Source organism: Cohnella thermotolerans DSM 17683 (assembly GCF_000429825.1).
In the GTDB taxonomy this organism is placed as follows: Bacteria; Bacillota; Bacilli; order Paenibacillales; family Paenibacillaceae; genus Cohnella; species Cohnella thermotolerans.
In genome coordinates this window covers 35,588-61,167 of sequence record NZ_AUCP01000040.1, presented here as the reverse complement: position 1 = coordinate 61,167, position 25,580 = coordinate 35,588, and the positions used below count along the sequence as shown (strand labels likewise).

21 protein-coding genes and 2 pseudogenes are annotated in these 25,580 nt (G+C 62.3%); 5 read left to right on the top strand and 18 right to left on the bottom strand.

All coding sequences use genetic code 11. The annotated features are described in order from the left end of the window. Nucleotides 1-189, bottom strand: a pseudogene (locus tag G485_RS0107935) (IS5/IS1182 family transposase); the annotation flags it as partial. A 578-nt stretch (nt 190-767) separates the two neighbouring features. Further along, nucleotides 768-1,736: an RluA family pseudouridine synthase gene (locus G485_RS25565; RefSeq protein ID WP_035155258.1), complete on the bottom strand. Its 969-nt coding sequence runs from the start codon at nt 1,734-1,736 to the stop codon at nt 768-770. Between the two features lie 233 nt (nt 1,737-1,969). Between G485_RS25565 and G485_RS0107920 the strand changes: the two genes are divergently transcribed. Continuing rightward, a complete protein-coding gene (locus tag G485_RS0107920) occupies nt 1,970-2,404 on the top strand; it encodes a MarR family winged helix-turn-helix transcriptional regulator (protein WP_027092125.1) in 435 nt (144 codons plus the stop codon). 146 nt (nt 2,405-2,550) lie between these two features. Beyond that, nucleotides 2,551-3,765 (top strand): MFS transporter, encoded by a 1,215-nt coding sequence (locus G485_RS0107915; RefSeq protein ID WP_027092124.1) that lies wholly within the window; start codon nt 2,551-2,553, stop codon nt 3,763-3,765. A 77-nt stretch (nt 3,766-3,842) separates the two neighbouring features. Here the strand turns inward: G485_RS0107915 and G485_RS0107910 are convergent, their stop codons facing one another. From G485_RS0107910 to G485_RS0107890, 5 genes are all read right to left on the bottom strand, one after another. Continuing rightward, nucleotides 3,843-4,808 (bottom strand): ABC transporter permease, encoded by a 966-nt coding sequence (locus G485_RS0107910; protein WP_027092123.1) that lies wholly within the window; start codon nt 4,806-4,808, stop codon nt 3,843-3,845. After that, nucleotides 4,783-5,895, bottom strand: a complete 1,113-nt coding sequence (locus G485_RS0107905; protein WP_027092122.1) for an ABC transporter permease — start codon at nt 5,893-5,895, stop codon at nt 4,783-4,785. Before G485_RS0107905 ends, G485_RS0107910 begins: the two co-directional genes overlap by 26 nt. Continuing rightward, nucleotides 5,892-7,436, bottom strand: a complete 1,545-nt coding sequence (locus tag G485_RS0107900) for an ABC transporter ATP-binding protein (RefSeq protein WP_027092121.1) — start codon at nt 7,434-7,436, stop codon at nt 5,892-5,894. The genes G485_RS0107905 and G485_RS0107900 overlap by 4 nt, the downstream gene beginning before the upstream one ends. A gap of 94 nt (nt 7,437-7,530) precedes the next feature. After that, a complete protein-coding gene (locus G485_RS0107895; protein ID WP_027092120.1) occupies nt 7,531-8,646 on the bottom strand; it encodes a BMP family lipoprotein in 1,116 nt (371 codons plus the stop codon). Between the two features lie 138 nt (nt 8,647-8,784). After that, a complete protein-coding gene (locus G485_RS0107890) occupies nt 8,785-9,714 on the bottom strand; it encodes a nucleoside hydrolase (protein ID WP_027092119.1) in 930 nt (309 codons plus the stop codon). Between the two features lie 249 nt (nt 9,715-9,963). On the opposite strand from G485_RS0107890, the gene G485_RS0107885 reads away from it, so the two are divergent. Both G485_RS0107885 and add read left to right on the top strand, forming a co-directional pair. Next, a complete protein-coding gene (locus G485_RS0107885) occupies nt 9,964-10,371 on the top strand; it encodes a DnaJ family domain-containing protein (RefSeq protein ID WP_027092118.1) in 408 nt (135 codons plus the stop codon). Between the two features lie 4 nt (nt 10,372-10,375). After that, the gene (add, locus tag G485_RS0107880) at nt 10,376-11,413 is read left to right on the top strand and encodes an adenosine deaminase (RefSeq protein ID WP_027092117.1); all 1,038 of its coding nucleotides are present in this window, start codon (nt 10,376-10,378) and stop codon (nt 11,411-11,413) included. Nucleotides 11,414-11,654: 241 nt separating this feature from the next. On the opposite strand, the pseudogene G485_RS31215 reads toward add, so the two are convergent. Beyond that, nucleotides 11,655-11,780: pseudogene (locus G485_RS31215) on the bottom strand (metal-dependent hydrolase); the annotation flags it as partial. Nucleotides 11,781-11,868: 88 nt separating this feature from the next. On the opposite strand from G485_RS31215, the gene G485_RS0107870 reads away from it, so the two are divergent. After that, complete coding sequence (locus tag G485_RS0107870; protein ID WP_027092116.1) at nt 11,869-12,210, top strand: LytTR family transcriptional regulator DNA-binding domain-containing protein; 342 nt, start codon at nt 11,869-11,871, stop codon at nt 12,208-12,210. A 155-nt stretch (nt 12,211-12,365) separates the two neighbouring features. On the opposite strand, the gene G485_RS0107865 is transcribed toward G485_RS0107870, so the two are convergent. From G485_RS0107865 to G485_RS0107815, 10 genes are all read right to left on the bottom strand, one after another. Further along, nucleotides 12,366-13,445: a DUF917 domain-containing protein gene (locus tag G485_RS0107865; protein WP_051318098.1), complete on the bottom strand. Its 1,080-nt coding sequence runs from the start codon at nt 13,443-13,445 to the stop codon at nt 12,366-12,368. After that, entirely contained in the window at nt 13,446-14,993 is a 1,548-nt protein-coding gene (locus G485_RS0107860) for a hydantoinase/oxoprolinase N-terminal domain-containing protein (protein WP_027092114.1), read from the bottom strand. It abuts the gene before it with no gap. Then, nucleotides 14,990-16,669, bottom strand: coding sequence for a hydantoinase B/oxoprolinase family protein (locus tag G485_RS0107855; RefSeq protein ID WP_084423196.1), 1,680 nt, complete (start codon nt 16,667-16,669; stop codon nt 14,990-14,992). The genes G485_RS0107860 and G485_RS0107855 overlap by 4 nt, the downstream gene beginning before the upstream one ends. 2 nt (nt 16,670-16,671) lie before the next feature. After that, entirely contained in the window at nt 16,672-18,729 is a 2,058-nt protein-coding gene (locus tag G485_RS0107850; protein WP_027092112.1) for a hydantoinase/oxoprolinase family protein, read from the bottom strand. 129 nt (nt 18,730-18,858) lie between these two features. Continuing rightward, nucleotides 18,859-19,971: a DUF917 domain-containing protein gene (locus G485_RS0107840; RefSeq protein WP_027092111.1), complete on the bottom strand. Its 1,113-nt coding sequence runs from the start codon at nt 19,969-19,971 to the stop codon at nt 18,859-18,861. A 68-nt stretch (nt 19,972-20,039) separates the two neighbouring features. Continuing rightward, entirely contained in the window at nt 20,040-21,005 is a 966-nt protein-coding gene (locus G485_RS0107835) for an ABC transporter ATP-binding protein (RefSeq protein WP_027092110.1), read from the bottom strand. Continuing rightward, a complete protein-coding gene (locus G485_RS0107830) occupies nt 21,002-22,009 on the bottom strand; it encodes an ABC transporter ATP-binding protein (protein WP_035155257.1) in 1,008 nt (335 codons plus the stop codon). Before G485_RS0107830 ends, G485_RS0107835 begins: the two co-directional genes overlap by 4 nt. Next, complete coding sequence (locus G485_RS0107825) at nt 22,009-22,863, bottom strand: ABC transporter permease (RefSeq protein ID WP_027092108.1); 855 nt, start codon at nt 22,861-22,863, stop codon at nt 22,009-22,011. Before G485_RS0107825 ends, G485_RS0107830 begins: the two co-directional genes overlap by 1 nt. Further along, nucleotides 22,863-23,879: an ABC transporter permease gene (locus tag G485_RS0107820; protein WP_027092107.1), complete on the bottom strand. Its 1,017-nt coding sequence runs from the start codon at nt 23,877-23,879 to the stop codon at nt 22,863-22,865. Before G485_RS0107820 ends, G485_RS0107825 begins: the two co-directional genes overlap by 1 nt. 90 nt (nt 23,880-23,969) lie before the next feature. Beyond that, nucleotides 23,970-25,559: an ABC transporter substrate-binding protein gene (locus G485_RS0107815; protein ID WP_027092106.1), complete on the bottom strand. Its 1,590-nt coding sequence runs from the start codon at nt 25,557-25,559 to the stop codon at nt 23,970-23,972. Nucleotides 25,560-25,580 lie beyond the last annotated feature (21 nt).

The following is a 25,580-nucleotide window of genomic DNA, read 5'->3' as shown; positions in this document are numbered from 1 at the left end:
GATGATGAGGGCACCGAGTGCAATGCGAACCGAATATGCTTTTTGACCGATGCCGATCGATGAGAAGGATTGGAAGTATTTCTCTTCCACTTTATCCCAAGGGATGAGTGCGGCAAGCTGTACCCAGCGATTCCCAGGATTAAGCTTCCCGCCAAAGGGTAAGTAGAAATTTTCCAACAGATCTGCCATATCCCGATTCGGCACGAACACGTTCGCTCACTCCATCTGCAAGGTTTTTTGCCAATTTTCTATGTTTTCCTTGCAGATAAATTCGACAAAAGTAGCTCAAATCCCTTGTGGAATAAGGATTTTTTGTTCGTTCAGCAAGCCCTATTTATAGTAAAATAGGTTAAATTTCGTAATGGGGGGGGCATCGGATGGGCGGATTGCGAATGGTCGGGCTGCGGATGCGCGGGTTGTGGATAGGCAGGTTGCGGGTGGGCGGATTGCGGATGCGCAGGATGCGGATGGCCGGGTTGCGGATGGTGGTCGTGCAGGTTATGGTCCTCGCGCTCTTGGCCGGTTGCTGCGGCTTCCAGCCCTTCGACCGTCGGCTTGCGAACCGAAGGATTATGGAAATTGGACGCTTACGTTGACGAAAAGCTGCACGGCACTTTGATTGTTAAGGTGACTTGATCGGGAGCCGATCGGGCAGCTAAAGGCGATTCCGCAAGCCGTGAGAGAGGACCGAGGGTCCGGGCCCGTTCCTGCGGTGCAATATCGATTTTCGATATTGCACCGCAGGCCGCCGCGGACGCTCCGAGCGCTTATTGCGCGCTCAGCGCGCTAAGCGACAAGCCGGCGCGCTCGATCGTCCGGCGCATGAGCGCGGGCAGCGGCGCGCGGAATTCACGGCCGTCCGGCAGCCGAATCCGCCAAGCGTGCAGCAGCTGGTGGTTGACGCCGGCGAACGGCTTGCCGCCGTATTTGACGTCGCCGAGCAGCGAGTGGCCGATGCTTTGAAAATGGCTGCGAATCTGATGCGTCCGGCCGCTGACCAGCTCCACCTCCACGAGCGAGTAGCCGCGGGCGCTTTGGAGCGCGCGGTAGCGCGTGACGGCCGATTTCTCCTGCTCGGTTCCGCCGCGCTTCGCCGACACGGAAGGATCGCCCGCCACGAACGTGCGGTTGCTGCGCTCGTCCCGGATCAGATTGGCGGACAGCGTCCCTTCCCCCTCCAGCTTCCCTTCCACGATCGTGATGTAATATTTCTCCAGCTCGTGCTTCTGAATCCATTGGTTCAACTGGTGCAGCATGCCGGCCGTCTTGCCGATCAGGACGAGACCGCTCGTGTTCCGGTCGAGCCGATTGGCCGTCGCCGGCATGAACAGCGCGCTGTCCAGCTCTCCCTTCCGATACAAATAGGCGTGCACCCGGTTGATGAGCGTATCCTTCTGATCCGAGCGGTCCGGGTGGGTCAGCACGCCGGCCGGCTTGGCGACGACAAGCAGCTGCTCGTCCTCGTAGACGACGTCAATGTTCGCATTGACGCCGATATACTTCGTTTTCTTCTGTCCCTTGGACGCTTCGGCGAACTGGGACTCGTCCACATACAGCGTAAGTTCGTCTCCGGCCGCCAGCTCGTAGTTCTGGTTTTTCCGCTTGCCGTTGACCTTGGCTTTGCCCTGGTCGATCATCTTATAAATTTGTCCAAGCGGAAGATTGGGCATCAGGTTGCGCAAATAGCGGTGCAGCCGTTTGCCGCTCTCCGATGCGGTAATCATGCGGGTGATCATGAAAGGCGCCACTCTCCAATGTTACGTCTCAAAGATCAGGTTACCAATTGCCGGGCGAATGTTCAAGCCGCCGAGGTCGGATAACGAAGCCGGGCGCGAACGTTTCCCGCTTAAGCGCCGGCCCATATTCCGATTGAACCATCCCCAGAAAGATCCGAATGGCCAAAAACAATTGACAATAAAATATTGCTCTATTTATAATTGCTATAGCAATCAGATGGGAGGATTTCCGCTTGAAGCTGGACGATTCCATCGGGTTCATCATCAACCGCACCGGAAGAAGGATTTCCCAGTTGCTCGGCCATAGGTTCGCGCCTTATGAGGTAACGACGGAGCAATGGTCGGTTCTGGCCCGCCTGGGCGAAGAAGACGGCATCAGCCAGAAGGATTTGGCCTTCCGCGTAAGCAAGGACCAGACGAACGTGACGCGAATATTGGACCAGTTGGAGCGCAAAGGGCTCATCGTCCGCAAGCCGAATCCGGAGGATCGGCGCTCGTACCTTCCGTTCGTGACCGAGGAAGGCAGGCGCCTCTACGAGAAGCTCGTTCCGATTGAAGAGGAAGTCGTAGCCGCCGTAACGGCTGGCATTTCTCCGTTGGAGACCGAAGCGTTGATAAGGCTGCTTGCTCGCATCGCCGACAACGCAGCCGAGAAGCTGAACGTTTGAGCCAGCGAGGCCCGCAAGCAGGACGGCGTTAACAGGAATATCGGCTGCCGCGAAGCGCCTTCGTCGTCCGAAGACGCCGAAGGCGTTTTGGCTTGGTATGCATTCTTGGGCTTTATCCACGACAAACAAGAGAGGCGAAGACAAATTTGGAACAGCAGCGACTATGGACAAAATCGTTTATCAGCATCTGCTTAAGCAGCTTTTTTATTTTTATCACCTTTTACACGTTGACCGCGACGCTCCCCACCTTTGTGACCGACCATCTGGGCGGCAACCAGCAGCAAGCCGGCTGGGTGCTCACGGCATACGTCATCGCGGCCGTCATCATGCGGCCGTTCTCCGGCCGTTGGATGGACGGACCGGCCCGCACGCCCGTGCTGATCGCCGCCCTGGCCTTGTTTATGGTCTGCGCCTTCTTCTACCCGGCGATCTCGGCGTTCGGCATGATGCTGGCGCTTCGGTTCGTTCACGGCCTCAGCTTCGGCGCCGCGACGACCGGCAACGGCGCCATCGTATCCGAACTCGTGCCGGAGCAGCGCAAAGGCGAAGGGCTCGGCTACTACACGTTGTCCATGAATCTGGCCATGGTTCTCGGCCCGTTCCTCGGCTTGATGATCATCCAGAACGCCAGCTTTAACGTTCTGTTCAACGTCATTATCGCGTTCGGCGTGCTAGGCTTGGTTCTGGGCTTGTCGACAGCCCGAATCCGCAAGCCCCGTCCGGCCGCCGTTCCGCAACCGGCGGGCGCCCCAGATAAAACCAAATTCAGCTTCAAAACGCTGTTCGAGGCCCGATCCATTCCGATCTCGATTACCGCGCTGCTGCTGGCGATCGCCTACAGCGGCATCCTGTCGTTCATTCCGAGCTACGCCAAGGAGCTCGGCATGAGCGCCGTCGCCAGCTACTATTTTGTCGTCTATGCGATCATGATCGTAGCGGCCCGTCCGTTTACCGGCAAACTGTTCGACCGGCTGAACCGCCATTATATCGTCTACCCGACCATTGCGCTTTATATCGTCGGACTGATCGTCCTGGCCACCGCGCATTCGGCGTTCATGCTTCTGCTGTCGGCCGCGCTTATCGGGCTCGGTTACGGAAGCCTGTTCCCCTGCTTGCAAACGATCGCCATCCAAGCCGCGCCGAAGGATCGCACAGGACTGGCTACCGGCACGTTCTTCATCTTCTTCGACGGCGGCATCGGCATCGGCTCCGTGCTGCTCGGCAGCATCGCTTCAATGTCGAACAACCGGATCATGTTCCTGTGCGGCGCCGTATCCGTCGCTCTGGGCGCCCTCGTTTACTTCGCCCTGCTCCATCGGAAGCCTGCGGCCGCAGCCGAGCCTTCGAAGCTGAGCGCATAAGCGGTTCGGGAGCGTAATAAGGAGCGCCTCGTCCGTTCCGGACGAGGCGCTCCTTATTCTCCCACAACGACCAATCCTTATCGTTTGGAAGGATCGTAAGGCTCGCCCGCGGCGGCCGGCCCCTTGACGGATTTGCCGACTGCGCCCGCAAGCACGAGCAGCGTAAGCACGTAGGGGAACATATACAGAAATTCCATCGGAATATCTTTGGACCAATCGTACAGCTTGACGAAGTTGCGGAGCGCCTGCGCCATTCCGAAGAAGAACGTCGCGCCGAACACGCCCCACGGGCTCCACCGGCCGAAGATCATCGCGGCGAGCGCGATAAAGCCTTGGCCCGAGACGGTGCTGTGCGAGAAGTTGCCGGTCGTCGTCAGCGTAATGGCCGCGCCGCCCATTCCCGCGAGCAAACCGCTGATGAGGACGCCGATGTAGCGGTACTTCGTCACGTTGATGCCGACCGTATCGGAAGCGCCCGGATGCTCGCCGACCGAACGCAGGCGAAGACCGAACGGCGTCTTGAACAGCAGGTACGAGCACAACGGCACGAGCACGTAAGCCATGTAGGTGGTCGGATACGTGTTGAACAGCGCTTTGCCGAAAAACGGAATGTCAGACAGCCAAGGGATCGCCCATTTCGAGTAGACGTCGCTCAGCACATCCGTATCGCCCGCTCCGTTGAAAATAATCTTGACGAGGTAAAGCGTGATAGCCGCCGCCAAAATGTTGATGACGACGCCGACGACCGCCTGATTCGCCTTGAGCGTCACAGCCGCGACCGCGAGCAGGAGCGAGATCATAATGCCGCAGACGATGCCGGCGGCGAGTCCCAGCCAGGGCGACGCGGCTCCGTAGCCGGCTTTCTCCGCGTACCAGGTCGCGATCGCCGCGGCGAAAGCGCCGCCCGTCATCATGCCTTCGATTCCGATATTGAACACGCCGGATCGCTCGCTGAACAACCCGCCCATCGCGCCGAAGATCAACGCCGTCGTGAATACAAGCGTCGAATTGACCAGATTAGCCAAGTCCGAGATCAGATCCACGTTCTACCGCTCCCTTCTTTTTGGAACTGCGGCGCGGCTTCCGGGGGTTAAGAAGCATTTGAATAAAGCCGTGCGACGCCACGAAGAAGATAATGCAGCCGATGACGATGCGAACGATCTCGGTCGGGACGTTGGCGGTGAAATTCATGCCCGCCGAACCGTAGGTCAGCACGCCGAACAGAATGGAGCCGAGCAGAATGCCGATCGGGTGATTGCCGCCGAGCAGTGCGACCGCGATGCCGTCGAAGCCGTAGCCGGACGATGCGGCGGAGATGACCTGGTAATGGAAGACGCCGAGCACCTCGAACACCCCGCCCAGGCCGGCGAAGATGCCGGAGATCATCATCGATTTGAGCAAGCTGCTCTTGACGTCGATGCCGGCGACCTTGGCCGCATCCGCGTTATGGCCGACAGCGCGCAGCTCGTAGCCCTGCTTCGTGCGCCAGAGCAGCACGTAGAACACCGCGACGCAAATCAAAGCGACCCAGATGCCCCCGTCCATACGGGCGTTGTCCATCGCCTTGGACAGCCAGCCGATCGACAGCGAAGCCGAATCCTGAATCATCTGCGAACGCTGCTGTCCCTTCTCCAACACGAGCGTTCGAACGAGATAGTTGGACAGGTAGAGCGCGATCCAGTTGAGCATGATGCAGGAGATGACTTCGTTGACGCCGCGGCTCGATTTGAGAACCCCGGCGATCGCGCCCCACAGGCCGCCGACGAGCGCTCCGACGATGACCGCGATCGGGGCGTGGACGATCCAGGGCAAGCCGTGGAGCTTGATGCCGACGATCGTCGCCCCGGTCATGCCCATGATGAACTGGCCGTCGGCGCCGATGTTGAACAAGCCCGCCCGGAACGCGAAGCCGACCGACAATCCGGTGAACAGCAGCGGCGTAATCGTCCGGATCGTCTCGCCGATATCGTACTTCGAGCCGGACACTTTCTGCCAGAGAGCCGAATAGGCCGACCAGGCGTTGTATCCGCCGATCCACATGACGATGGCGCCGCACAGCAGGCCCAGAACGATCGCGATGAGCGGGATCCATACGTTCGATTTGATGAAAATCCGGCTCCACTTCGTCACGCCGCTCCCCCTCCTTTTTCTTGCAAACGATTGCCTGCCATCATCAGACCGAGCTTCTCGTCGTCCACCTGCTCGCTGTCCAGCTCGCCCATAATCTGTCCGTCGAAGATGACGGCAATCCGATCGGACATTTTATACAACTCGTCCAGCTCGTAGGAGATGAGCAGGATCGCTTTGCCTTCGTTTTTCGCTTGCAGCAGCCGCTCGTGCACGAATTCGATCGCCCCGATGTCGAGGCCGCGCGTCGGCTGGACCGCGATCAGCAGCTGCGGATTGCGGGACAGCTCGCGGGCGATGATCGCCTTCTGCTGATTGCCGCCGGAGAGCGAGCGCATCGGCACGTGGATGCCCGCCGTCCGGACGTCGAACTCCTGGACGAGCCTGGCCGAATGTTCGTCGACGGCTTTGTCGTCGATAAAGCCGCCGCGGCCGAAGCGGGTGTCCTTGTACGTCGTGAGCACCATGTTCTCGCTCACCTTGAAATCGAGCACAAGCCCGTGCTTCTGCCGGTCTTCGGGGATTTGCGCGATGCCGGCCCGCATGCGTTCCCGCACGCTTTTGCGGGTCATGTCGATGTCGCCGAGCAGCACGCTTCCCCCATCGATCGGCCTTAGGCCTGTAAGCGCTTCGACAAGCTCGTGTTGGCCGTTCCCGTCAACGCCGGCGAGGCCGAATATTTCGCCTGCGCGAATCTCAAAGGATACGTCGTTTAGAACGTTCCTGCCTTTGTCGTGTCCTTTAACGGTCAATTGGCGAACCTGCAGCAAGGCCGGCCCGGGCGCGCGCTTCTCCTGGTCCAACTGGAACGAGACGCGTCTGCCGACCATTTTCTCCGCCAATTCGCTCTCGCTTGTCTCCGAGGTGACGAGCGTGTCGATCACTTTGCCCCGCCGAATGACGGTGACGCGATCCGATACTTCCATAATTTCTTTGAGCTTGTGCGTAATGAGAATGATGGACTTGCCCTCTGCGGCCAAGTTCCGCAAAATTTGCATCAATTCGTGAATTTCCTGCACAGTAAGCACCGCGGTCGGTTCGTCGAAAATTAAAATTTCCGCTCCCCGGTACAGCGTCTTCAAAATTTCGACGCGCTGCTGCATGCCTACGGTAATGTCCTGAATGAGCGCTTTCGGATCGACCATAAGGCCGTACTGCTCCGACAGCTCCGCCACTCGCCCGTTCGCTTGCTTGTAGTTGATCGACAACCCCTTCCTCGGCTCAATGCCGAGGACGATGTTCTCCGCGACCGTAAAATTGTGAACGAGCTTGAAATGCTGGTGAACCATCCCGATGCCGAGCTTGATCGCCTTGCCGGGACCGTCGATCGTTTCGCGCTTTCCGTTTACGTAAATTTCGCCTTCATCCGGCTGGTACAAGCCGAACAAAATGCTCATGAGCGTCGACTTGCCCGCTCCGTTCTCGCCCAGCAGCGCGTGGATTTCCCCTTTGCGCAGCTGCAGGTTGATGCTGTCGTTTGCGACGATGCCAGGGAAACGTTTGGTAATCCCTTTTAACTCGACGACGGGTACCGGTTGTTCCATGGTAAGCCATCTCCTTTGTCCGAATGAAGGCAGCGAAAAGGAAGAAGGACAAGACGGAGAGCCGCCTTGCCCTTGCGTGAAAATCGGCTGCAGCTTATTCTGTCGGAACCTTGATTTCTCCGCTGATGATCTTTTGTTTGTACTCTTCGACTTTGTCCAGCACGTCTTGCGGCACGTTCGGGTTCTTCTCCGGCAGACCTACGCCGCCTTCCGCCAGGCCGAGCTCCTTCGCGTTTGTCAGACCGCCTTGGAATTTGCCGTTCAGCAGATCTTGCGTGACCGTGTAAACCGCTTGGTCGACTTTCTTCATCATGGAAGTGAGCGTCACATCGTCGCCGAACTCGATCGCTTGGTCTTTGTCGACGCCGATAACCCAAACTTGGTTGCCCGCTTTCAGACGGTCCTTCGCTTCGTTGAATACGCCGTTGCCGCTGCCGCCGGCCGCGTGGAAAATAATGTCGTTGCCCGCGTCGTACAGCGTCGCCGCCGCCAGCTTGCCGAGGTCCGGCTTGCTGAAGTCGCCGACGTAGTTGGCCGTTACGGTCGCGTTCGGATTGACGGCCGCGACGCCCGCCTTGAAGCCGGCTTCGAATTTTTTGATCACCGGAAGCTGCATGCCGCCCACGAAGCCGATCTTGTTCGTCTTCGTCGTCAGACCGGCGACGACGCCCACGAGGAAGGAGCCTTCATTTTCCTTGAACGTAACGGACTCTACGTTCGGAGCGTCCACCGTCGTATCGATGACGGCCAGCTTGGCGTTCGGGTTCTGGTCGGCGATTTTCTTGGCGGCGTCCTGGAACAGGAAGCCGATGCCCCACGTCAGATCGTAGCCGCCTTTGACGAATTGGTTCAGGTTTGTCTCATAGTCCGCATCCTTCTTGCTCTCCAGATATTTCACTTCGGCGCCCGTATCTTTGCCGATTCTCTGGAGCGCTTCCCAGGCTTGCTGGTTGAACGACTTGTCGTTGACGCCGCCAACGTCGGTGACCATGCCGATCTTCTTGCCTTTGCCGTCCACCGGAGCCGCGCTCGGCGACGCGCTTGCGGACTCGCTTGGCGAAGCGCCGGGCGATTCGCTGGCGGAAGAGCCTGCCGACGGACTGGCCGCTCCGTTGTTGCCGCCGCTCTTGCCGCAGGCGGACAATATCAGCACGAGCGACACGATCAGCGTCAGTACGAGACTTGCGGACTTCATTCCTGCTTTCTTCATTCCCCGATCCTCTCCCCACAATATGTTTTTTTATTTGGTGCGCTTACGCTTGCTCCTCCTGTCGATAGGGGGGCGGGTTGCGCGTAATGCCTTGCTTTGTTTTTCGAGGCGGATCTTCGAAAGTTCGGCCCCCCAAACTTACGCCCGCTTCATCAATTCGGTCATGTACGAGAAAAATCCTTCCCGGTCGACGTCGTAAATCAGGTTGACGGGCCTGCCGTCCGGAGACTCCGCGGTTCTTCCCTGGCGGACGCCGTCCGTATATACGACGCTGTTGACCGTCCTGACCTTCACGAGGCCGGGATTACCGACATATGCGGCGGTGAGAACGTCCCACAGATAATACGTTGAGTTCGTCTCGAAAAAAACGAGCGGCGGCACGAGCGCGTAGCACTGGCCGACGAAATCGATCGCTTCGTATCGCCGCAGTTCGGCCCACGCCTGGCGGATTTCCAGCGTCAGCGGAACCCGGTTCGTGCTCTCCAGGGCGACCATGTCGATGCAAAGGCCGCTCCGCCAGACGCGCGCAACCGCGTCCGGATCCCAGAAAGCGTTCCATTCCGCCGTCCCGTCGTGCTCCGGTTCCATGACGTTCCCTCTCGGCAGGAACGTTCCGCCCATCCAGACAAGCCGGTCGATCCGGGACTCGATGTCCGGCGCCGCGTCCAGGGCCCTTGCCAGATCGGTGAGCGGTCCGGTGAACACGAGCGTCGTGCTGCCTTCGGCCGCCCGGACTTTCTCGATCAGATGCAGATGAGCGGGCAGCTCCGACACCGGCGCTTCCATCTTCCCCGATTCGTTCAGAATCGGAAACGCGTCCACATAAAAGCTGTGCAGCCGCCATTCCTTCGGGAACGGATTTTTGCCGCGCGAGTCGGATTTGGCCACTTCGACGGGCGAATGGCCGAAGCGGTCGATGATTTTGCGGCTGGCGTCGAAGGACGGCTCCAAGTAGCCGTCGGCTCCGATGACGGACACTCCGGTGAGCCGGACGTCCGGCATTTGAAGCAACAGAAGAAGAGCGATAAAGTCGTCCCCTCCGCCATCGTGGTTGAAGTAAACGTTCAAGGGTCGACCTCCTGGGAGTAAGCTGACATCTAGATTACGTAGTTCGTCGCTATACTCGTACATTTTTCAAAACACATTTTCACATTTGTTTACTTGTGCAAATCTATTATCTATTTTTTATGAAAAAAAATCAATTTATATTTTTTTTCGTGTAATAAAATGTGACATACCCATCAAATCGGTACTTCTCCCCGCGGCGGGGGCATGCTACAATCGATATAACATTAGCAGGAAAGGAGCCGATGCGGCATGGACTGGTTCGCTTCCATCGCGGACGAGAAAATTCGCGAAGCGCAGGCGAAAGGCGAATTCAACGATTTGCCGGGCAAGGGGAAGCCGCTGCCTCCGGACGAATTGGAAGGGGTGCCCGACGAGCTTCGGGTCGGTTACCGGCTGCTCAAGAACGCCGGAGCGCTGCCGCCCGAGCTCCAGCTTCGCAAGGAGATGGTCACGCTGGAGGATCTGCTCCGCTGCTGCCGGGACGAAGGCGAACGGGGGCGGCTGAAGGAGAAGCTTACGGCGACCCGGCTGCAGTACCGTGCCATGGCGGAGCAGCGGGGCTGGTCGTCGATCGGCGCCTACGAGCAATACCGCGGGCAGTTGGAGCAGAAGCTGTTCGGCGGGGAGTCAGGAACGGGAAACCGGAAGGAGGAGTAAGAACGTGGACACGGATGTATTCGGGCGTTTGCCGAAAGTGGATTTGCATTTGCATCTGGACGGCTGCGTGAAGCCGGAGACCGTGCTCGATTGGGCGAAGGCGGAGGGCGTTCCGCTGCCGTCCTCGGACCCGGAAGGCCTGTTGCGGTATATGAAAGTCGACGAAGGCTGCAACAGCCTGGTCGAATACTTGGATAAATTCGGCTTCGTGCTTCCCTTCCTCCAGACCGAAGCTTCGCTTGAGCGTTGCGCTTACGAGACGGTGGAACGGGCGGCGGCGGACAACTGCATTTATATCGAGGTTCGATTCGCCCCGCTGCTTCACGTCGAACGGGGATTGTCCGCAGACCGGGCGATCGAAGCCGTCCTCCGCGGCCTGCGCAAAGGCGAGGAAGCGTTCGGGGTCAGAGCGCGGGCGATTGCGATCTGCATGAGGCACCATTCCGCCCGGACGAACCTGGAAGTCGTGGAAGCGGCGGCGCGCCATTACGGCCGCGGGCTTGTCGCGGTCGATCTGGCCGGAGACGAGGCGGGGCATCCGCCGGCGAAGTTCCGGGACGTGTTCGCGCTGGCGCGGGAATACCGCCTCCCGCGGACGATTCACGCCGGCGAAGCGGGCGGTCCGGACAACGTCGCGGAGGCGGTCGAAGGATTGGGGGCAGTCCGAATCGGCCATGGCGTGCGGTCGCGGGAAAACCCGCGGGTGCTGGAACTGCTGAAGGATCGCCGCATCCCGCTGGAGCTGTGTCCGACGAGCAACGTGCAGACGAAGGCCGTATCCGGATGGCACGACTACCCGATCCGGGACTATATCGAGCGCGGCATCGCCGTTACGATCAACACGGACAATCCGACAGTGTCGGGCACGAGCATGACCCGGGAATGCCGGTCGCTGGCCGAGCGGCTGGGCTTCACCGTGCCGGAGATCGCCCGGCTGATGGCGAACGCCATCGACTACAGCTTTCTCGACAGCGGCGAGAAGGACGTTCTCCGCGCCGAGTTCGATCGCCGAATGGCCGCAATCGACGTTTCGATCGCGTAAAGGCGTTAAATTACGTCACATTTTCCGACGAGGATTGTGCACATATTTTCATCTTCGGATTCTTCTTTCGTTCAATCATGCCCGTCGGCGGCGTCCGGCACGTGGATGGTTCGGTCCGTCAAGAACACCGGAGATACCAGCTTACAAGCCCATCCGGTCGCGCAGCGTCGTAATATGGGCGACATGGTGTCTCCCGTGCAGGAATATTGGCCGAGGGCGCGGTTCACCGCGGGTGCAGCGCTTCCTCGTACGGCTTGATTGTCGGGTTGTCTTCGGTCAGCGCAAGCTTGAAGCGCGTAAAGCTGTTCATGTGGCTGTCCGCCACATGATGCACGACCTGGCGAACCGTCCAGCCTCCGTCCCGGTAAGAAAAACGACAAAATTGGGCTTAACAAAAGCGCGGAATATGATATAATGTAAGCGCTACCAAGCACACTGAATGGGGGTTTGGGAAGATGGACGTAGCCGTGAACGATTACGAAAATTTCGAGCCGCGCAAGGATACGCTCTTTTTCAAGGTCGGCACGCATGGGTTGATCAGCTTCCACGGACGAAATTACAACATTAAAAAGAGAATGTCCGTCGAGCAGCGTAACCAGTTGTTGAAGGACCCGTCGTTTTTCCGGGTATCCTCCGATTGCTACGTCAACGTAGACAAAATAACGGACATCTCCGACGACAACCTTTACTTCGGGGACCGGTCCGCCGGGTCGAAGCGGATTCCCGTATCCAAACGCAAGCAGCAGCAGATCAAACAGCGGATGCTCGAACGCAAGGGACAGACCGTTCCGGTCTGATCACGCGCGGGACGGGCAAAAACGCCTTCGGCGTCTTCGGACGACGAAGAAGCTTTGTTTAAGCTCATTCGGAAGCGAAGGGTCCCGAATGAGCAATGAAGCCTCCGGAACGCCGAGCGGCGATCTCCGGAGGCTTCTTGCCGCATCTGCGGCTTCTAGCGCAAGCGCTGCAGCGGGACGAAGTCGAGGTCGTACCCGAATTGGCGGGGACCGACGACCGTAAGCGCCCGGTTGGTTCGCAGCTTCTCGGAAGCCGGAATGCCGAGCACGCGCATCCGCATGTTGTACTTGAGCGATTCCGTGCCGACCGCCATGCCGCTCTCCTGGTCCAGGACGCAGATCAGATCCGGCACGGTGGCGATCGGTTGGTCTCCTTCCCAAGCGACCAGATACTCGTTCTGGATGTCGATGCGAAGCTCTCGGCCCGCACAAGCGTCAAGCCCTTCCAGCGCCACGAAGCCGCGGGAGAAGCCGCCCGTCGTCCGCACTTCCACATCCGTCACTTTGCCTGTGAAAAGCGGACGCGCGGGCACGACAGACGCAATCGCCTCGGAAATGTCCGTTTTATCGCGAAGCGCGGCCCGGACGGCGTCGCCGATCTGGCGGCAAAGCGTAATCGAGCCGTGAATCGCGTGCGCCCGGACGTCCTTCCCTTTGACGTAAGGCATCGCAAGAGCGGCGCTTCCGCCCATGGCGACGGTCAGCGCCCGCCCCAGCTTCTCCCCGGTCAGCGCGTCGTTCACGTTGAAAATGACGCTGTTCCCTTCGCCGTCCGCCAGCGCGAACGGCGAAGGGCTGACGCCTCCGATCATGAAGGTGTCCATCTGCAGCTCGGGGAACGCGCGGCCCATCGGGTCGGCGTCCACGACCGGCACGCCGGAATACGCCGCCGCAATGAGCGGATTGAGGGCGTTGCCGCCGCCGATCTCGGCGACGACCAGGAACGAGAAGCGCGTGTTCAGATGCCGCTCGAGCGCTTGCACCGACCGCCACATCTCGTCGCCGGCCGGCAGCTTCTCGATGCTGACGGTCGGGGCGCCCATGCCGCCGACGGCGCACCCTTCGGCTTCGTCATCCAGCTCGGAGACGGAGACGACTTCCACCGTTTTGCCCTGCCTCAACAGGCGAATGAGCTGCAGCTCCCCCAAATACGTATCGCCGCCGCCGCCCGTGCCGAGCACGCCGGCGCCGATCGCGATGGAACGGACGTGGTCTTCGGTCAATTTCCATGCCATTTACGCATTCGCTCCCTTCAATTGGCCGACGGCTTTGACCCGAATGCGCGAAGCGCTGCCCGGCAAATAAGAGAGCGGCACCTCGTGCAGCGATACGATCTCGACCGTCTCGGGCGCGGCGCCCGCGTCGACCGCCCGGTTTACGGCCAGTTGCTTCGCTTCAGCCAGCACGTCTTCCCGGTTCCTTCCTTCCAGCGAGAAAATCCGGTCGATCTCGCCGCCGACCTGGGCGATCGCCGCCCCGATGGCGTTCGCCACCGCGTAATGCTCGGCTTTAACGACCCGCGAGGCCGACGGCAGCGGCTTCGCGAGCAGCACCGAGCCTCCGCCGACCGCAACGACCGGCAGCGGCTCCTTGCCGGGCTTCATCCGGTCGACGATCGCGTCGAGCATCCGGGCAGCTTCGTCCATAATGGACGAAGCCTCTTCCCGCGTCAGCGGGACGCGGGCGGCATCCCCGACATCCGTGACGCCGGCTGCCGCCGCCGCGTCCGTCATCGTCAACGCGCTTCCCCCGAACACGCAGGCTTCTTCGCGGATGCGGTAGCCGACGCTGTCCGGGCCGATCGCCCAGCCGCCGTCCTCCCGCTTGCGCACGCGGCTCCCGCCGCCCAATCCGAGGCAATAAACGTCCGGGATGCGGAAGTTGGTGCGGACGCCGGCAATTTCGGACGTGCGGGAGGACGTCAGCGGGAACCCGCCCGACAAGATGCCGATGTCCGCCGTCGTGCCGCCGATATCGATGACGATCGCGTCCTTCAGACCGGACAAATAAGCGGCGCCGCGCATGCTGTTGGTCGGTCCCGAAGAGAGCGTAAGCACCGGATATTTGCGCGCGTAATCGGCGTTCATCAGCGTGCCGTCGTTCTGCGTCAAGTAGAACGGGCAGTCCAGACCGAGCTCCCGAAGCGCATTCCGCAGCGCGTCCACGATCTCCTCGGCCAGCAGCGACAGCGACGCGTTCAGAATGGCCGCGTTCTCCCGCTCGAGCAAGCCGACCGAGCCGATCTCGGAAGACTTCGTGATCCGGATGTCCGGACAAACGGAGCGAACGAGCTCGGCCGCCCGGCGCTCCATCTCGTCGTTGACCGGGCTGAACGGGCTGGAGACGACCGCCGTCCGGATGCCTTCCTCCTGGAGCCGCTCCGCCGCCATGACGATCTCTTCCGGCCGGAACGGCGTAATCTCCCGGCCGTCGAATTCGTGGCCGCCGGACAGCAGGAACACCGGTCCCTGCACGACCTCCGCCAGCTCCCCGGGGAACGCGGCGAACGGCGGAATTGCCGCGCCGTACGGCTTCCCGAGCCGCAGCACGGCCGTTCGCGACAGCCTTTTGCGTTCGACGAGCGCATTGGCGAAATGCGTCGTCCCCGCCATGACGCACGCCGGCCGGCGGTCGCCGCACGCCTCCGCCATTTGGGCGACGGCCTTCATCATGCCGGTCATAATGTCCGGCGTCGTCGCGGTTTTGAACGAGGCCAGCACTTCCGTTCCGTCCATCAGTACGGCGTCCGTGTTCGTGCCGCCTACGTCGATTCCGATTCTCACCGTTCCATCGCTCCTTGCTTATAACCGTATAGACGCTGCGCGTCCTCGACCGAGATCAGGCCGTTGCGGACGTCGTCTTCCACCCGGCGCGGGTCGCGCTTCGCGGGGTCGCCGTAACCGCCGCCTACGCCGGTTACGAGCGATACGGTCGCGCCCGCCCGCAGCGCCAGATTGTTGACGCGGCCCGACCGCACCAGCACGTTCCCGTCTTCGTCCTTCGCTTCCACATAATTGGGCGTTCCGTTCGAGCCGCCTTCGATGCCCCATGCCGGGAACAGGCTGCGGCCGAAGCTCGCCGTCAAGGTGGCGGGACGCAGCAGCTTCATTTGACGGATCAGGCCGTAGCCGCCGCGGAATTGTCCGCTTCCTCCGGAGGCGTCCAGGTTGAGCGCGTACCGCTCGACGAGCACCGGATACGTCGCCTCCAGGACTTCGACCGGAATCGAATTCGTATCCCCGTCGCTGATCGGAACGAGGGCGCTCTCCCCGTCCTGTCCGAGGCTGCCGCCCCAGCCGCCCCCCATCGGCTCGCAGAAAATAAGCGGAGACTCGTCGCCCGGGCGCTGCTCGAACGCCAGAATCGATGCGCACACGCTCAGCGTATGGCCGGCGGGAATGCGGCCGCCCATCGCGCCCGCGAGCGCTTTGAGCACGAGATCGGTCGCCATGTCCGACGACTCCCAATAGGTCGACACCGGCGTCGGGGGCTCGGCTGTGAATACCGTGCCGCTCGGACATACGATCCTCAGCGGCGCGAACATGCCGTCCGACGTCGGCTCGTCCGTGTCGATGAGCGCCCGGAACGCGATCCGGACGCCGCATTCGAGGCTCGGCCACGTCCCGTTGATCGTGCTGGCGACGGCCGGCGAGCTGCCGGTGAAGTCCGCCGTGAATGCGTCGTCCGTTATCGTCAACTTCACGCGCACGTACACCGGCTTGTCCGTCTTGCCGTCGGAGTCAAGGTAGTCCTCGGCGACGAACTCGCCTTTGGGAAGCTTCCTTAGCATCCGCTCGGCGGATTTCCGGCCGCGGACGATAATGCCGTCCATCGCGGCGGCGACCGCTTCCGCGCCGTAGCGCTGGACGAGCTCGGCCACGCGGCGCTCCCCGACCTGAAGCGCGCCGAGCTGGGCGTACAGGTCGCCCAGCGTCTCGCGCGGCGTCCGCACGTTGGCCGACAGCAGTTCGAGAATCGTCTCGTTGACCGTTCCGCGATCGACGAGCTTGATCAGCGGAAGGCGGAAGCCTTCCGCGAAGACGTCTTCCGCCTCCGTGGACCAGCTGCCCGGCCGCGCCCCGCCCATTTCCGTCAAGTGGGCTTTGCAGGCGCCGAACCCGATCAGCTCGCCTGACGCGAAATATGGCCTTACGACCGTCACGTCGGAGGAGTGGGTGCCTCCGGCCGTATACGGGTCGTTGACCGCGAACGCGTCGCCCGGCTCGAACCGGCCGTACTTGGCAATGACCGCCTTGACGGCGTCCGACAGGCTTCCGAGGAAGCCGGTAATGCCGTTGCCCTGCACGACGAGCCGCCCGGACGTATCGGTAATGCCGGCCGCGTAGTCCAGCACCTCGTAGATGATCGGGCTGTAGCTCGACTGCTTGACGGCGCCGAACATCTCCTCGCTGGCCGCCATCAGCGCGCCTTCGATAATCGCCAGCGTAAACGGATCCATGCTCATCCCTCCTCCTTCCCGAACGTAAGGACCAAATTGGCGAACCGGTCGACCGCAAGCTTCGCGTCCGGCGGAACGTACGTCGTCGTCGTATGCTCCTCCACGACGGCGGGGCCGTCGATCCGGTCGCCCGGCTTCAGGTCGCCGCGGCGGTAGACGGCCGCTTCATGCCAGCCGTCCGAAGCGAGGACGCGGCGGCGGCCCGCCGGAACGGGCGAAGCCGCGGTCCGGGCTTCCTCGTCGGCGCCGGCATCCGTTCCGCCGGACCCGGTTCCGGCATCGGCGGCCGCTTCGGCGTCCGAAGCGACCACGTGAATGCCGGTGATCTCGAGCGGCGCGTCCATCGTAAAGCCGAACTTCTCCTTGTGCGCGGCGGCGAACGCCTCCGCCACCCGGTCGAGATCGCTCGCGTCCACCGTGATCGAACGGGCTTGTCCCTGGTAGCGGACTTCCGCGTTCTTCTCGAAGGAGCGGGCTGTAAGCCCCATTGCGGCGAATTTAGCCTGCGCTTCGGCGACGAGTTCTTCCGTCTCCCGCTCGATCCGCTCCCGTCCTTCGGGCCAGCTCACCCACACCGTCCGCATCGCGTCGGCGAGGAAGGGCGCATGCAGCATGCCCCAGGCGGAGAACACGCCCGCGTTCGGCGGGATGAGCACCGAGCGCAGCCGCAGGTCGCGGGCCATCTCGGCCGCGTGCAGCGGCGCGCTGCCGCCGTACGCAATCAGATCGTATTCGCGCGGGTCTTTGCCCCGGGCGACGGTCGCCAGCCTAAGCACCTGCGCCATCTTCGATTCGGCGACGCGCAGCGCGCCCCGGACGACGTCCTCCAGCGGAATGCCGAGCTGCCGCGCGATCGGCTCGAACGCCCGCTCCGCCGCCGCGCGGTCCAGCTTCAGCCCGCTGGCCAGCGTCTCCGGCAGCCGGCCCGCCAGGAAGTTGGCGTCCGTCACGGCGGGCAGCCGGCCTCCCCGGCCGTAGCAGGCCGGCCCCGGATTCGCGCCCGCGCTGTCGGGACCGACGCGGATCGCGCCGTCCTCGGTGACGCGCACGATGCTGCCGCCTCCGGCGCCGACCTCGACGATGTCGACGGTCGGCACGAGGAGCGGATACCCCGCGCTGCGCGAGCCGGGCTCCAGCGTATATTCCTGCAGCCGCATCGGCTTGCCGTTCTCGACGAGCCCCGCCTTGGCGGTCGTCCCCCCGACGTCAAGCGCGATGAAATCGCGTTTGCCCGTCCGTTCGCCCAGCGCGCAAGCGCCGGTAATGCCGGCGGCCGGTCCGGATTCGACCAGGTCGATCGGCCAGCTTCTGGCCTCGTCGAACGTCGTCCGTCCCCCGTTCGAGAGCATCATCGTCGGCTGAAGCTCCTTCTCGCCGCCGATGCCCCGTTCGCGCAGCCCGTCTTCGAGCTTGCCCAGATAAGAGTGGACCGCGGGACCGACATAAGCGCTGGAGACGGCCGTGTTCGTCCGTTCGTATTCGCGCCAGAGCGCGACGTTGGAAGAGCAAGTCACGTAGACGCCGGGCAGCATCTCCTTCAGCAGCCTCGCCGCTTCCCGCTCATGGACCGGATTTTTGTACGCGTTGATAAAAGCGACCGCCACCGCCTCGTAGCCGCCCGCGCGCACCCGCTCCGCGATCCGTCCGATCTCGGCCGGGTCGAGCGGCCTCACGACCGCGCCGTCCGCGCCGATCCGTTCGTCTACTTCGTAGCGGTCGGCCCGCTCCACGAACGGCTTCGGCTTCCGGTAGCGCAGATTATACAAATCCGGACGGTTCGTCCGTTGAATGTCGAGGTTGTCGCGGAACCCTTTGGTCGTCACGAGCGCCGTCCGGGCTCCCTTGCGTTCGAGCAAATGGTTGATGACGACCGTCGAGCCGTGGATGAAGACGACCTCCCGGCCTTCCCGTTCCGCGGCCGCCTCGTCTACCGCTTTCAGCACGCCGCGCTCGAACCCTTCCGGCGTGCTCGGACATTTCACGATGGAGACGTTGCCCGTCTTCTCGTCATACAGGACGAGATCGGTGAACGTCCCGCCCACGTCAACCGCGAGCTTCATGGGATCACCTGCTTTTCTGTTCGTTTGCGCGTTCGGATCGTCGGACATTCGATCCGCCTTCCGGGCGGCAACGGCGGCGGCTCGGAGCCGCTTCGTTCGCCCGCGCTGCCGCACCCGCGGCCGGAAGAATCATTTCTTGAAGGGCCTAGCCTCCTTCAGCTCCCAATACGTCTCGCGGGGCAGACCGATATATTCCGGCCCGAACGCGGCCAAGCCCTCTTCCGTCTCCCAGGCGGCGGGCGCCGGCAGCGTGACGATAGCCACCTCCATGCCCGGCTCGCCGTCCGGGTTGAGAATCGGCATGCCGGTGTGCCGATCCAGCAGCACGATCAGCTCCGGAATAACCGACGCGATCTCTCCGTTCCTTCGCGCGACCATATGCTCGTTGCGGTAACCAATGGACCACCGAGCCCTGTCTTCCGCCGCTTCGATCTCGAGGCTTCCTTCGGTAAAGCCGGCGGCGTCGTTCCAGTACGCCTCGACAATGGTCCCTTCCGCCAGCAGCTTGCCGCCTCCGGCTTCGGCGATCGCCGCCGCCGGGCCCCGGCCCGTCTCGCAGGCGATGCGCCGCGCGCGGCCGAGCTTCTCGGCCATCGTCAGCGTTCCGCCGATGACGCTGCCCCGCAGCTTGCCGCCCTTGACGGGATGGTCGCAGACGCCGCACAGATTGCCGAATTGGCCGGCGAACGCGCGGCCGATCATGTCCGCGTGGCTGTGATCGACCGCGTTCGTCACGATGAGCGTGTCGCCGAAGCGGCTCGCCAGCGCCAGCGGATAAATGTCGATGCCGTGGAGGCGGAACGTCGTATGCTCGAGCTCCGGCACCGACCGGCCCGCAGGGTCCGCGTCCACGAGCGGAATGTCCAACGCCGCCGCCGCTTCCATCGCGCACGACGTGTTCCCGCCGAGCTCGGTCGCGATCACCGCGCGGATCGGCTCGCCCAGATACGCTTGCAGCGCTTCCAGCGCGAGCCGGGCCACCGGCACCGGCAGCGGCTTCTTGCCTTCGAATCGCTTCATTAGATGTTCGGGAGGCGGCAAAATGGAACCCATATAATAAGGCGATGCGACCGTCCAGTCGTCGCCGATCTCCTCCAGAGCGGCAAGCCGGATGCTCTTGCCTTCGTCGTAAATCCGGCGGACGACGTCCAGCGCTTCGGTCGCGCTCCCGCCCCCGCCCGTGCCGCATATGCAGGCGCCGTAGATGATGTCTTCCGCTTCTTGGTAGGTTAAACGCCTCATATTCGCACCTCGTTATCGGCCGCCCGCCGGGCGGAGCGGCCGTCATTCTTGTTCTTCCCGCCGCTTCTTCAGCCGTTGCCGGCCAGGTGGCAGGCCGTCTCCACGCCGTCCTTAAGCCGCGCTTCCGGTCGGGCGTTGCGGCAGACGTCCGCCGCAATCGGACACCGCGGATGGAACGCGCAGCCGGATGGCGGGTTCATCGCCGACGGCAGTTCGCCGGACAGCATCATCGGAGCCCACGGCACGTTCGGGTCGGCGCTCGGCGCCGCCGCAAGCAGCGCCTTCGTATACGGATGCGCCGGTTGCGGGAACACCCGCTCGATCGGTCCGCTCTCCGCGATCCGGCCGAGATACATGATCGACACCCGATCGCACAGATGGGCGATGACGTTCAGATCGTGTGAGATGAGAATGTAGCTCATTCCCTTCTCCTTCCGCAGCTCCTCCAGCAGGTTCAAAATTTGCGCCTGCACCGAGACGTCCAGCGCCGACGTCGGCTCGTCGAGAATGACCAGGTCCGGCGAAGACGCGAGCGCCTTCGCGATCGCGACCCGCTGCCGCTGGCCGCCGGACAGCTCGTGCGGCAGCCGGTTCGCGTGCCGGGCGGACAAGCCGACGCGCTCGAGCAGCGCAATCGCTTCCGTCCGCAGCTTGTCTCCGCTCAGTCCCGCAAGCTCCTCCAGCGGCTCGTACACCGCGCGAACGATCGACTGCCTCGGATCGAGAAAGCCCGATGCGTCCTGGAACACCATCTGCACCCTTTTGCGCAGCTCCTTCGGCCACTTGCCTTCCGGAATCGGCTGCCCGAACAGCTTCACTTCGCCGGCCGTCGCCTTCTGCAGGCCGATCAGCACACGGGCGAGCGTCGTCTTGCCCGAGCCGGATTCGCCGGCGATGCCGAGCGCCTCTCCTTGCCGGAGCGTCAGATCGACGCCGCCGAGGGCTTGAACCCGCCCGCGTTCGCGCCTCCATCCTTTGCCTTTGACGATATGTTCCACGCGCAAGCCGCGCACTTCGACGATGGGCGGGTTCATGCTCCAATCTCCTCCAATCGATGGCAGCCGGCCAGATGAGACCCGTCCGGCATCGGACGGAGCTCCGGCTTCACCTTGCGGCAGACGGCTTCCGCGTACGGGCAGCGTCCGGCGAAGACGCAGCCGTTCGGCCGCCCGTCCGACGCCGGAGCCGGCTCGCCCCCCGGCTCCGCCTCCCGGCCGTCTGCGACCGGCAGCGCGGACAATTTCGTTCCCCTCTTCTCCCAGCTCGGGATGGAGCGAAGCAGCATTCGCGTATACGGATGTCCGGGCGACGTCAGCACCCGCTTCGTCTCGCCCGTCTCGACGACCTCGCCGTCGTACATCACGTACAGACGGTCGGTCGTATGGGCGACGAGGCCCATGTTGTGCGTGATCATCATCATGGACATCGCCTCTTCCCGCTGCAGCCGCTTGAGCAGCGACAGAACGCCCGCCTGGATCGTGACGTCGAGCGCGGTCGTCGGCTCGTCGGCGATGAGCAGCTTCGGCTTGCCGACTAGCGCCATCGCGATCATGACGCGCTGCCGCTGGCCGCCCGACAGCTCGAACGGATAGCGCTCCAGCATCTCCTCGGGCTGCGGCAGTTCGACGCGGCGAAGCAGCTCGACCGCCCGTTCGCGGGCCGTCCGGCGGCCGACTTTGTGATGCTCGCGAATCAAATCCGACAGCGTTCGGCCGATTCGGAAAACCGGATTGAGCGACGTGCTCGGATCCTGGAAGATCATGCCGATCTGCTTGCCCCGCAGCCGCTCCACGTCCTTCGCCGGCAGCCCGGACAGCTCTTGTCCGGCGAACGAGATCGAGCCTCCGGTCAGCCGGATGGCCGGCGTGGGGAACAGCCGCGTGATGGCCAGCGACGTCATCGTTTTCCCGGAGCCCGTCTCCCCGACGACGCCGACCGCCTCCCCTTCCGCGACGGACAGTTCGGACAAATTCAGCAGATCGCGGGCGCCCGACGACGATTGGACCGTTACTTTCACGTCCTTCATCTGTAGAAGCATCAGCGGGTCACTCCTTTCTGTCTCGGATCGAGCAGGTCGCGCAGCCCGTCCCCGGCAAGGTTGAGCGCCACGGCGGTCAGCAGAATCGGCAAGCCCGGGAACGCGGCGTACCACCAGTTCGACAGCACGTACGTTTTGCCCTGGGACACCAGCAGTCCCCATTCCGTCGAAGGAGGCTGCGCGCCCATGCCGAGGAAGCTGAGGCCGGCCAGCGTCAGAATGATCGAGCCGAAGTCCATCGAAGCCTGCACGATGACGGGCGACAGCGAGTTCGGCAAAATGTGGCGTCGCATAATCGCCCCCGCGCCTTTGCCCGAGACAATGGCCGATTCGACGTAGCCGGCGCTGCGCAGCTGCACGATCTGCGAGCGGATGAGCCGCGTATACCAGGGCCACCACGAGAGCATGATGGCCAGCAGCGCGTGGCTCAGGCTCGGCCCCAGCAGCGAAGCGATGGACACCGCCAGCAGCAAGGGCGGGAAGCTGAGCACGATGTCGGTGAAGCGCATCAGCATTTCGTCGATCCAGCCCCCGACGTAGCCGGCGATAAGGCCGATGAGCGCCCCGGCGGCGACCGATACGACGATGGCGATGCAGCCCGCCGACAGCGAGATGCGCCCGCCGTAGAGGACGAGGGAGAACAGGTCGCGCCCGAGGGCGTCGGTGCCGAACAAGTGGGCGCCGGACGGCGGCAGGAACGCCCGCTCCGTATGGACCGCGCCGTGCGCGTCCTGCGGGTAGGGGGCGAGCCACGGCGCGAGCAGGCTTGCGAGAACGAGCAGCGCCAGAATCGCGAAGCCGAACGTCACGAGCGCGTTGTGCCGCATGTAGTAGATCAACTTGCTTTTGCCCATTACGACCACCTCACTCTCGGATCGACGAAGGCGATGCCCAGATCGACGATGAGATTAAGCCCGATATAAACGATGCCGATCAGGAGCGTCGTGCCCATGACGGCCGGATAGTCGTTCGTAATGAGCGCCTTGGAGACGTAGTCGCCCATACCGGGCCATCCGAACACCGATTCGATCAGGAAGGTGCCCGTAAGCGAATAAGCGAACGATAAGGCGATAACGGTCAGCAGCGCCGGCAGCGTCAGCTTGAACGCGTAGCGGAAAGCGATCTTGGGCAGCTTCATGCCGAGCGCCTTCAGCAGCCGGGTATGGTCCTGCGCCAGCACTTCGACCATGGAGGCGCGAACCATGCGCACGACGAGGCCGAACGGATAAGCGGCGAGCGTCAGCGCCGGAAGCAGCAGGTGCGACAGCGCGTCTCCGAAAAACGACCAGTTGCCCGCAAGCGCGCTGTCGATCAGATAAAACCCGGTGCGGGCTTCGACCGGATGGAGCACCATGGCCAAATTCGACACCCGTCCGGAGACGGGCAGCAGATGAAGCCAGTCGTAGAGCAGCAGTTGAAGCACGAACCCGAGGCAGAAGCTCGGGAACGACACGAGGACGACGGCAGCCAGGCGGCCGAAGCCGTCGATCCACGACCCCGGCTTCATCGCGCCGAGCACGCCGACGGGAATGCCCGCGGCAAGCGCGATCAGCATGCCGAGCACGATGAGCTCCAGGCTGGGAGGCAGCGTTCCCCGAATGTCCTGGGCCACCTTGTTGTGGGTCGTGATGGAAGTGCCCAGATCGCCGCGCAGCACCCCCGCCATGTAGCGGACATACTGCACCGGCAGCGGCTTGTCGAGACCGAGCTCTTGCTTCGCGGCGGCGATCTGCTCCACCGTCGCTTTCGGGCCCGCGTAGCGGGCGGCCGGATCGGAGGGAACGACCCGCGCGATCAGAAACGTTACGACGGACAAGCCGATGATGACCAAGACGCTGAGCATGATTCTGCGTCCGATGTATGAGAGCAATCGTATTCCTCCTAGCGGTTCGCGTTCCGGTCCGGCGGGCAACAACGAAGATCCTCCGCCGGGGAGGATCTTCGCTCGGTTGCCGAATGCTTAGGGATGAACGTTGTACCAGAAGACGACGTTCGGATAAGCCGGATTGTCCACGAAGCCCTGCATTTTGCTGTTAATGACCCTTACGTACTGCTGGTCGTACATCCAGATGGCCGGATAATCCTGATTCAGCTTCGCTTGCGCTTCCCCGTACATTCGCGCGGCCGCGGCCCGGTCGACGCCCGCTTTGACGTTGGCCTCGTCGATCAGCTTGTCGATGTCCGCGTTCGAGTAGTAGGACATGTTGTAGTTCACTTCCTTCTCGGTATGGAACAAGCTGTACATGAAGCCGTAAGGGTTGGCGTAGTCGGGCCACCAATACATCATGAAGATGTCCTGGCGCTGCGAAGGATCGGTCGCCTTGGCGAGCTGCCACTGCGAATCCCAGGGCATCGGCTTCACGTCGAGCGTCACGCCGATTTGCGCCAGCGTCGCCTTGTACAATTCGGCGATTTGCTGCTGGTTGCTGTCGCCGGTCGTATAGGTCAAGGTGAGCGTCAAATTTTTCACGCCCGCTTCGAGGAGCAGCGACTTCGCCTTCTCCAGGTCGTACTTCGGCGCGGGCAGGCTGTCGTCATGACCCCACAGCCCTTTCGGCAGCGGGCCGTTCGCCGCGGTGGCCGTTCCGCCCATGACGTCGTTTACGACCCGGTCGTAAGGGAAGGCGTCGACCAGCGCTTCGCGCACTTTCGGATCGGACAGCTTCTCGCTCTTCGTGTTCAGGAAGCCGATCAGATTCTGATAGGACGGCGTCGTGACGACGGAGACGCTGCTGTCGCTCTTGAGCGCGTTCAGCTGTTGGACCGGCAGCATGTCGACGTAGGTCAGCTCGCCGTTTTTGACCATTTGGGCCTTCGTATTCGCGTCCGCCACAGTCTGGAAAACGACGTTCTCGTAGTGCGAGCCCGACCAGCCTTCGTGGTAGTCCGCGAATTTGGTCAGCACGACCGGCTTGCCGGAAGACCAGCTTTTGAGCATGTAAGGTCCGGTGCCGTCCTCGTGGCCTTTGGTGAAGTAATCGTCGCCCTGCTTGTCCAGCTCGTCCGTATTATAGATGAAGGCGGCGTAAGGCGCGCTGACGATCAGGTCGAGGGTGGCGGTGTATTTCAGTTTAAACACGACCGTCTGGTCGTCCGGCGTCTCGATCGTATCGATCGGATCCAAAATGTACGCCGCGCCCTTGCCCAGCTTGATGGTGCGCTCGAACGACTTTTTGACGTCCGCGGACGTCATCGTTTTGCCGCTGTGGAACTTCACGTTTTTTTTCAGATGGAACGTCCAGGTCAGGCCGTCCTCGGATTTCTCGTAGGACTCCGCCAGCACCGGCGTGATCGAGTCGTCGGCGGCGTTGTAACGCAGAAGCGTCTCGTAAATATTGTTGAGCACGATAATTTCGTTGGAGTGGCTTTCGGACGGATCCCAGAATATGACCGGCTCCGAAGTGGAGCCGTAAACCGCCACCTTCGCGTCCTTGGCGCTTCCCGAGCCGCCGTCTCCCCCGCTTGCGCCGGAATCTCCTCCGGAGCTGCAGCCCGCGAGCGCCGCCGTCAGCAGCACGGCCGCGGCCGTCATCGTCCATTTTTTCCTCATGGTCTCTCTCCTCTATCGTTG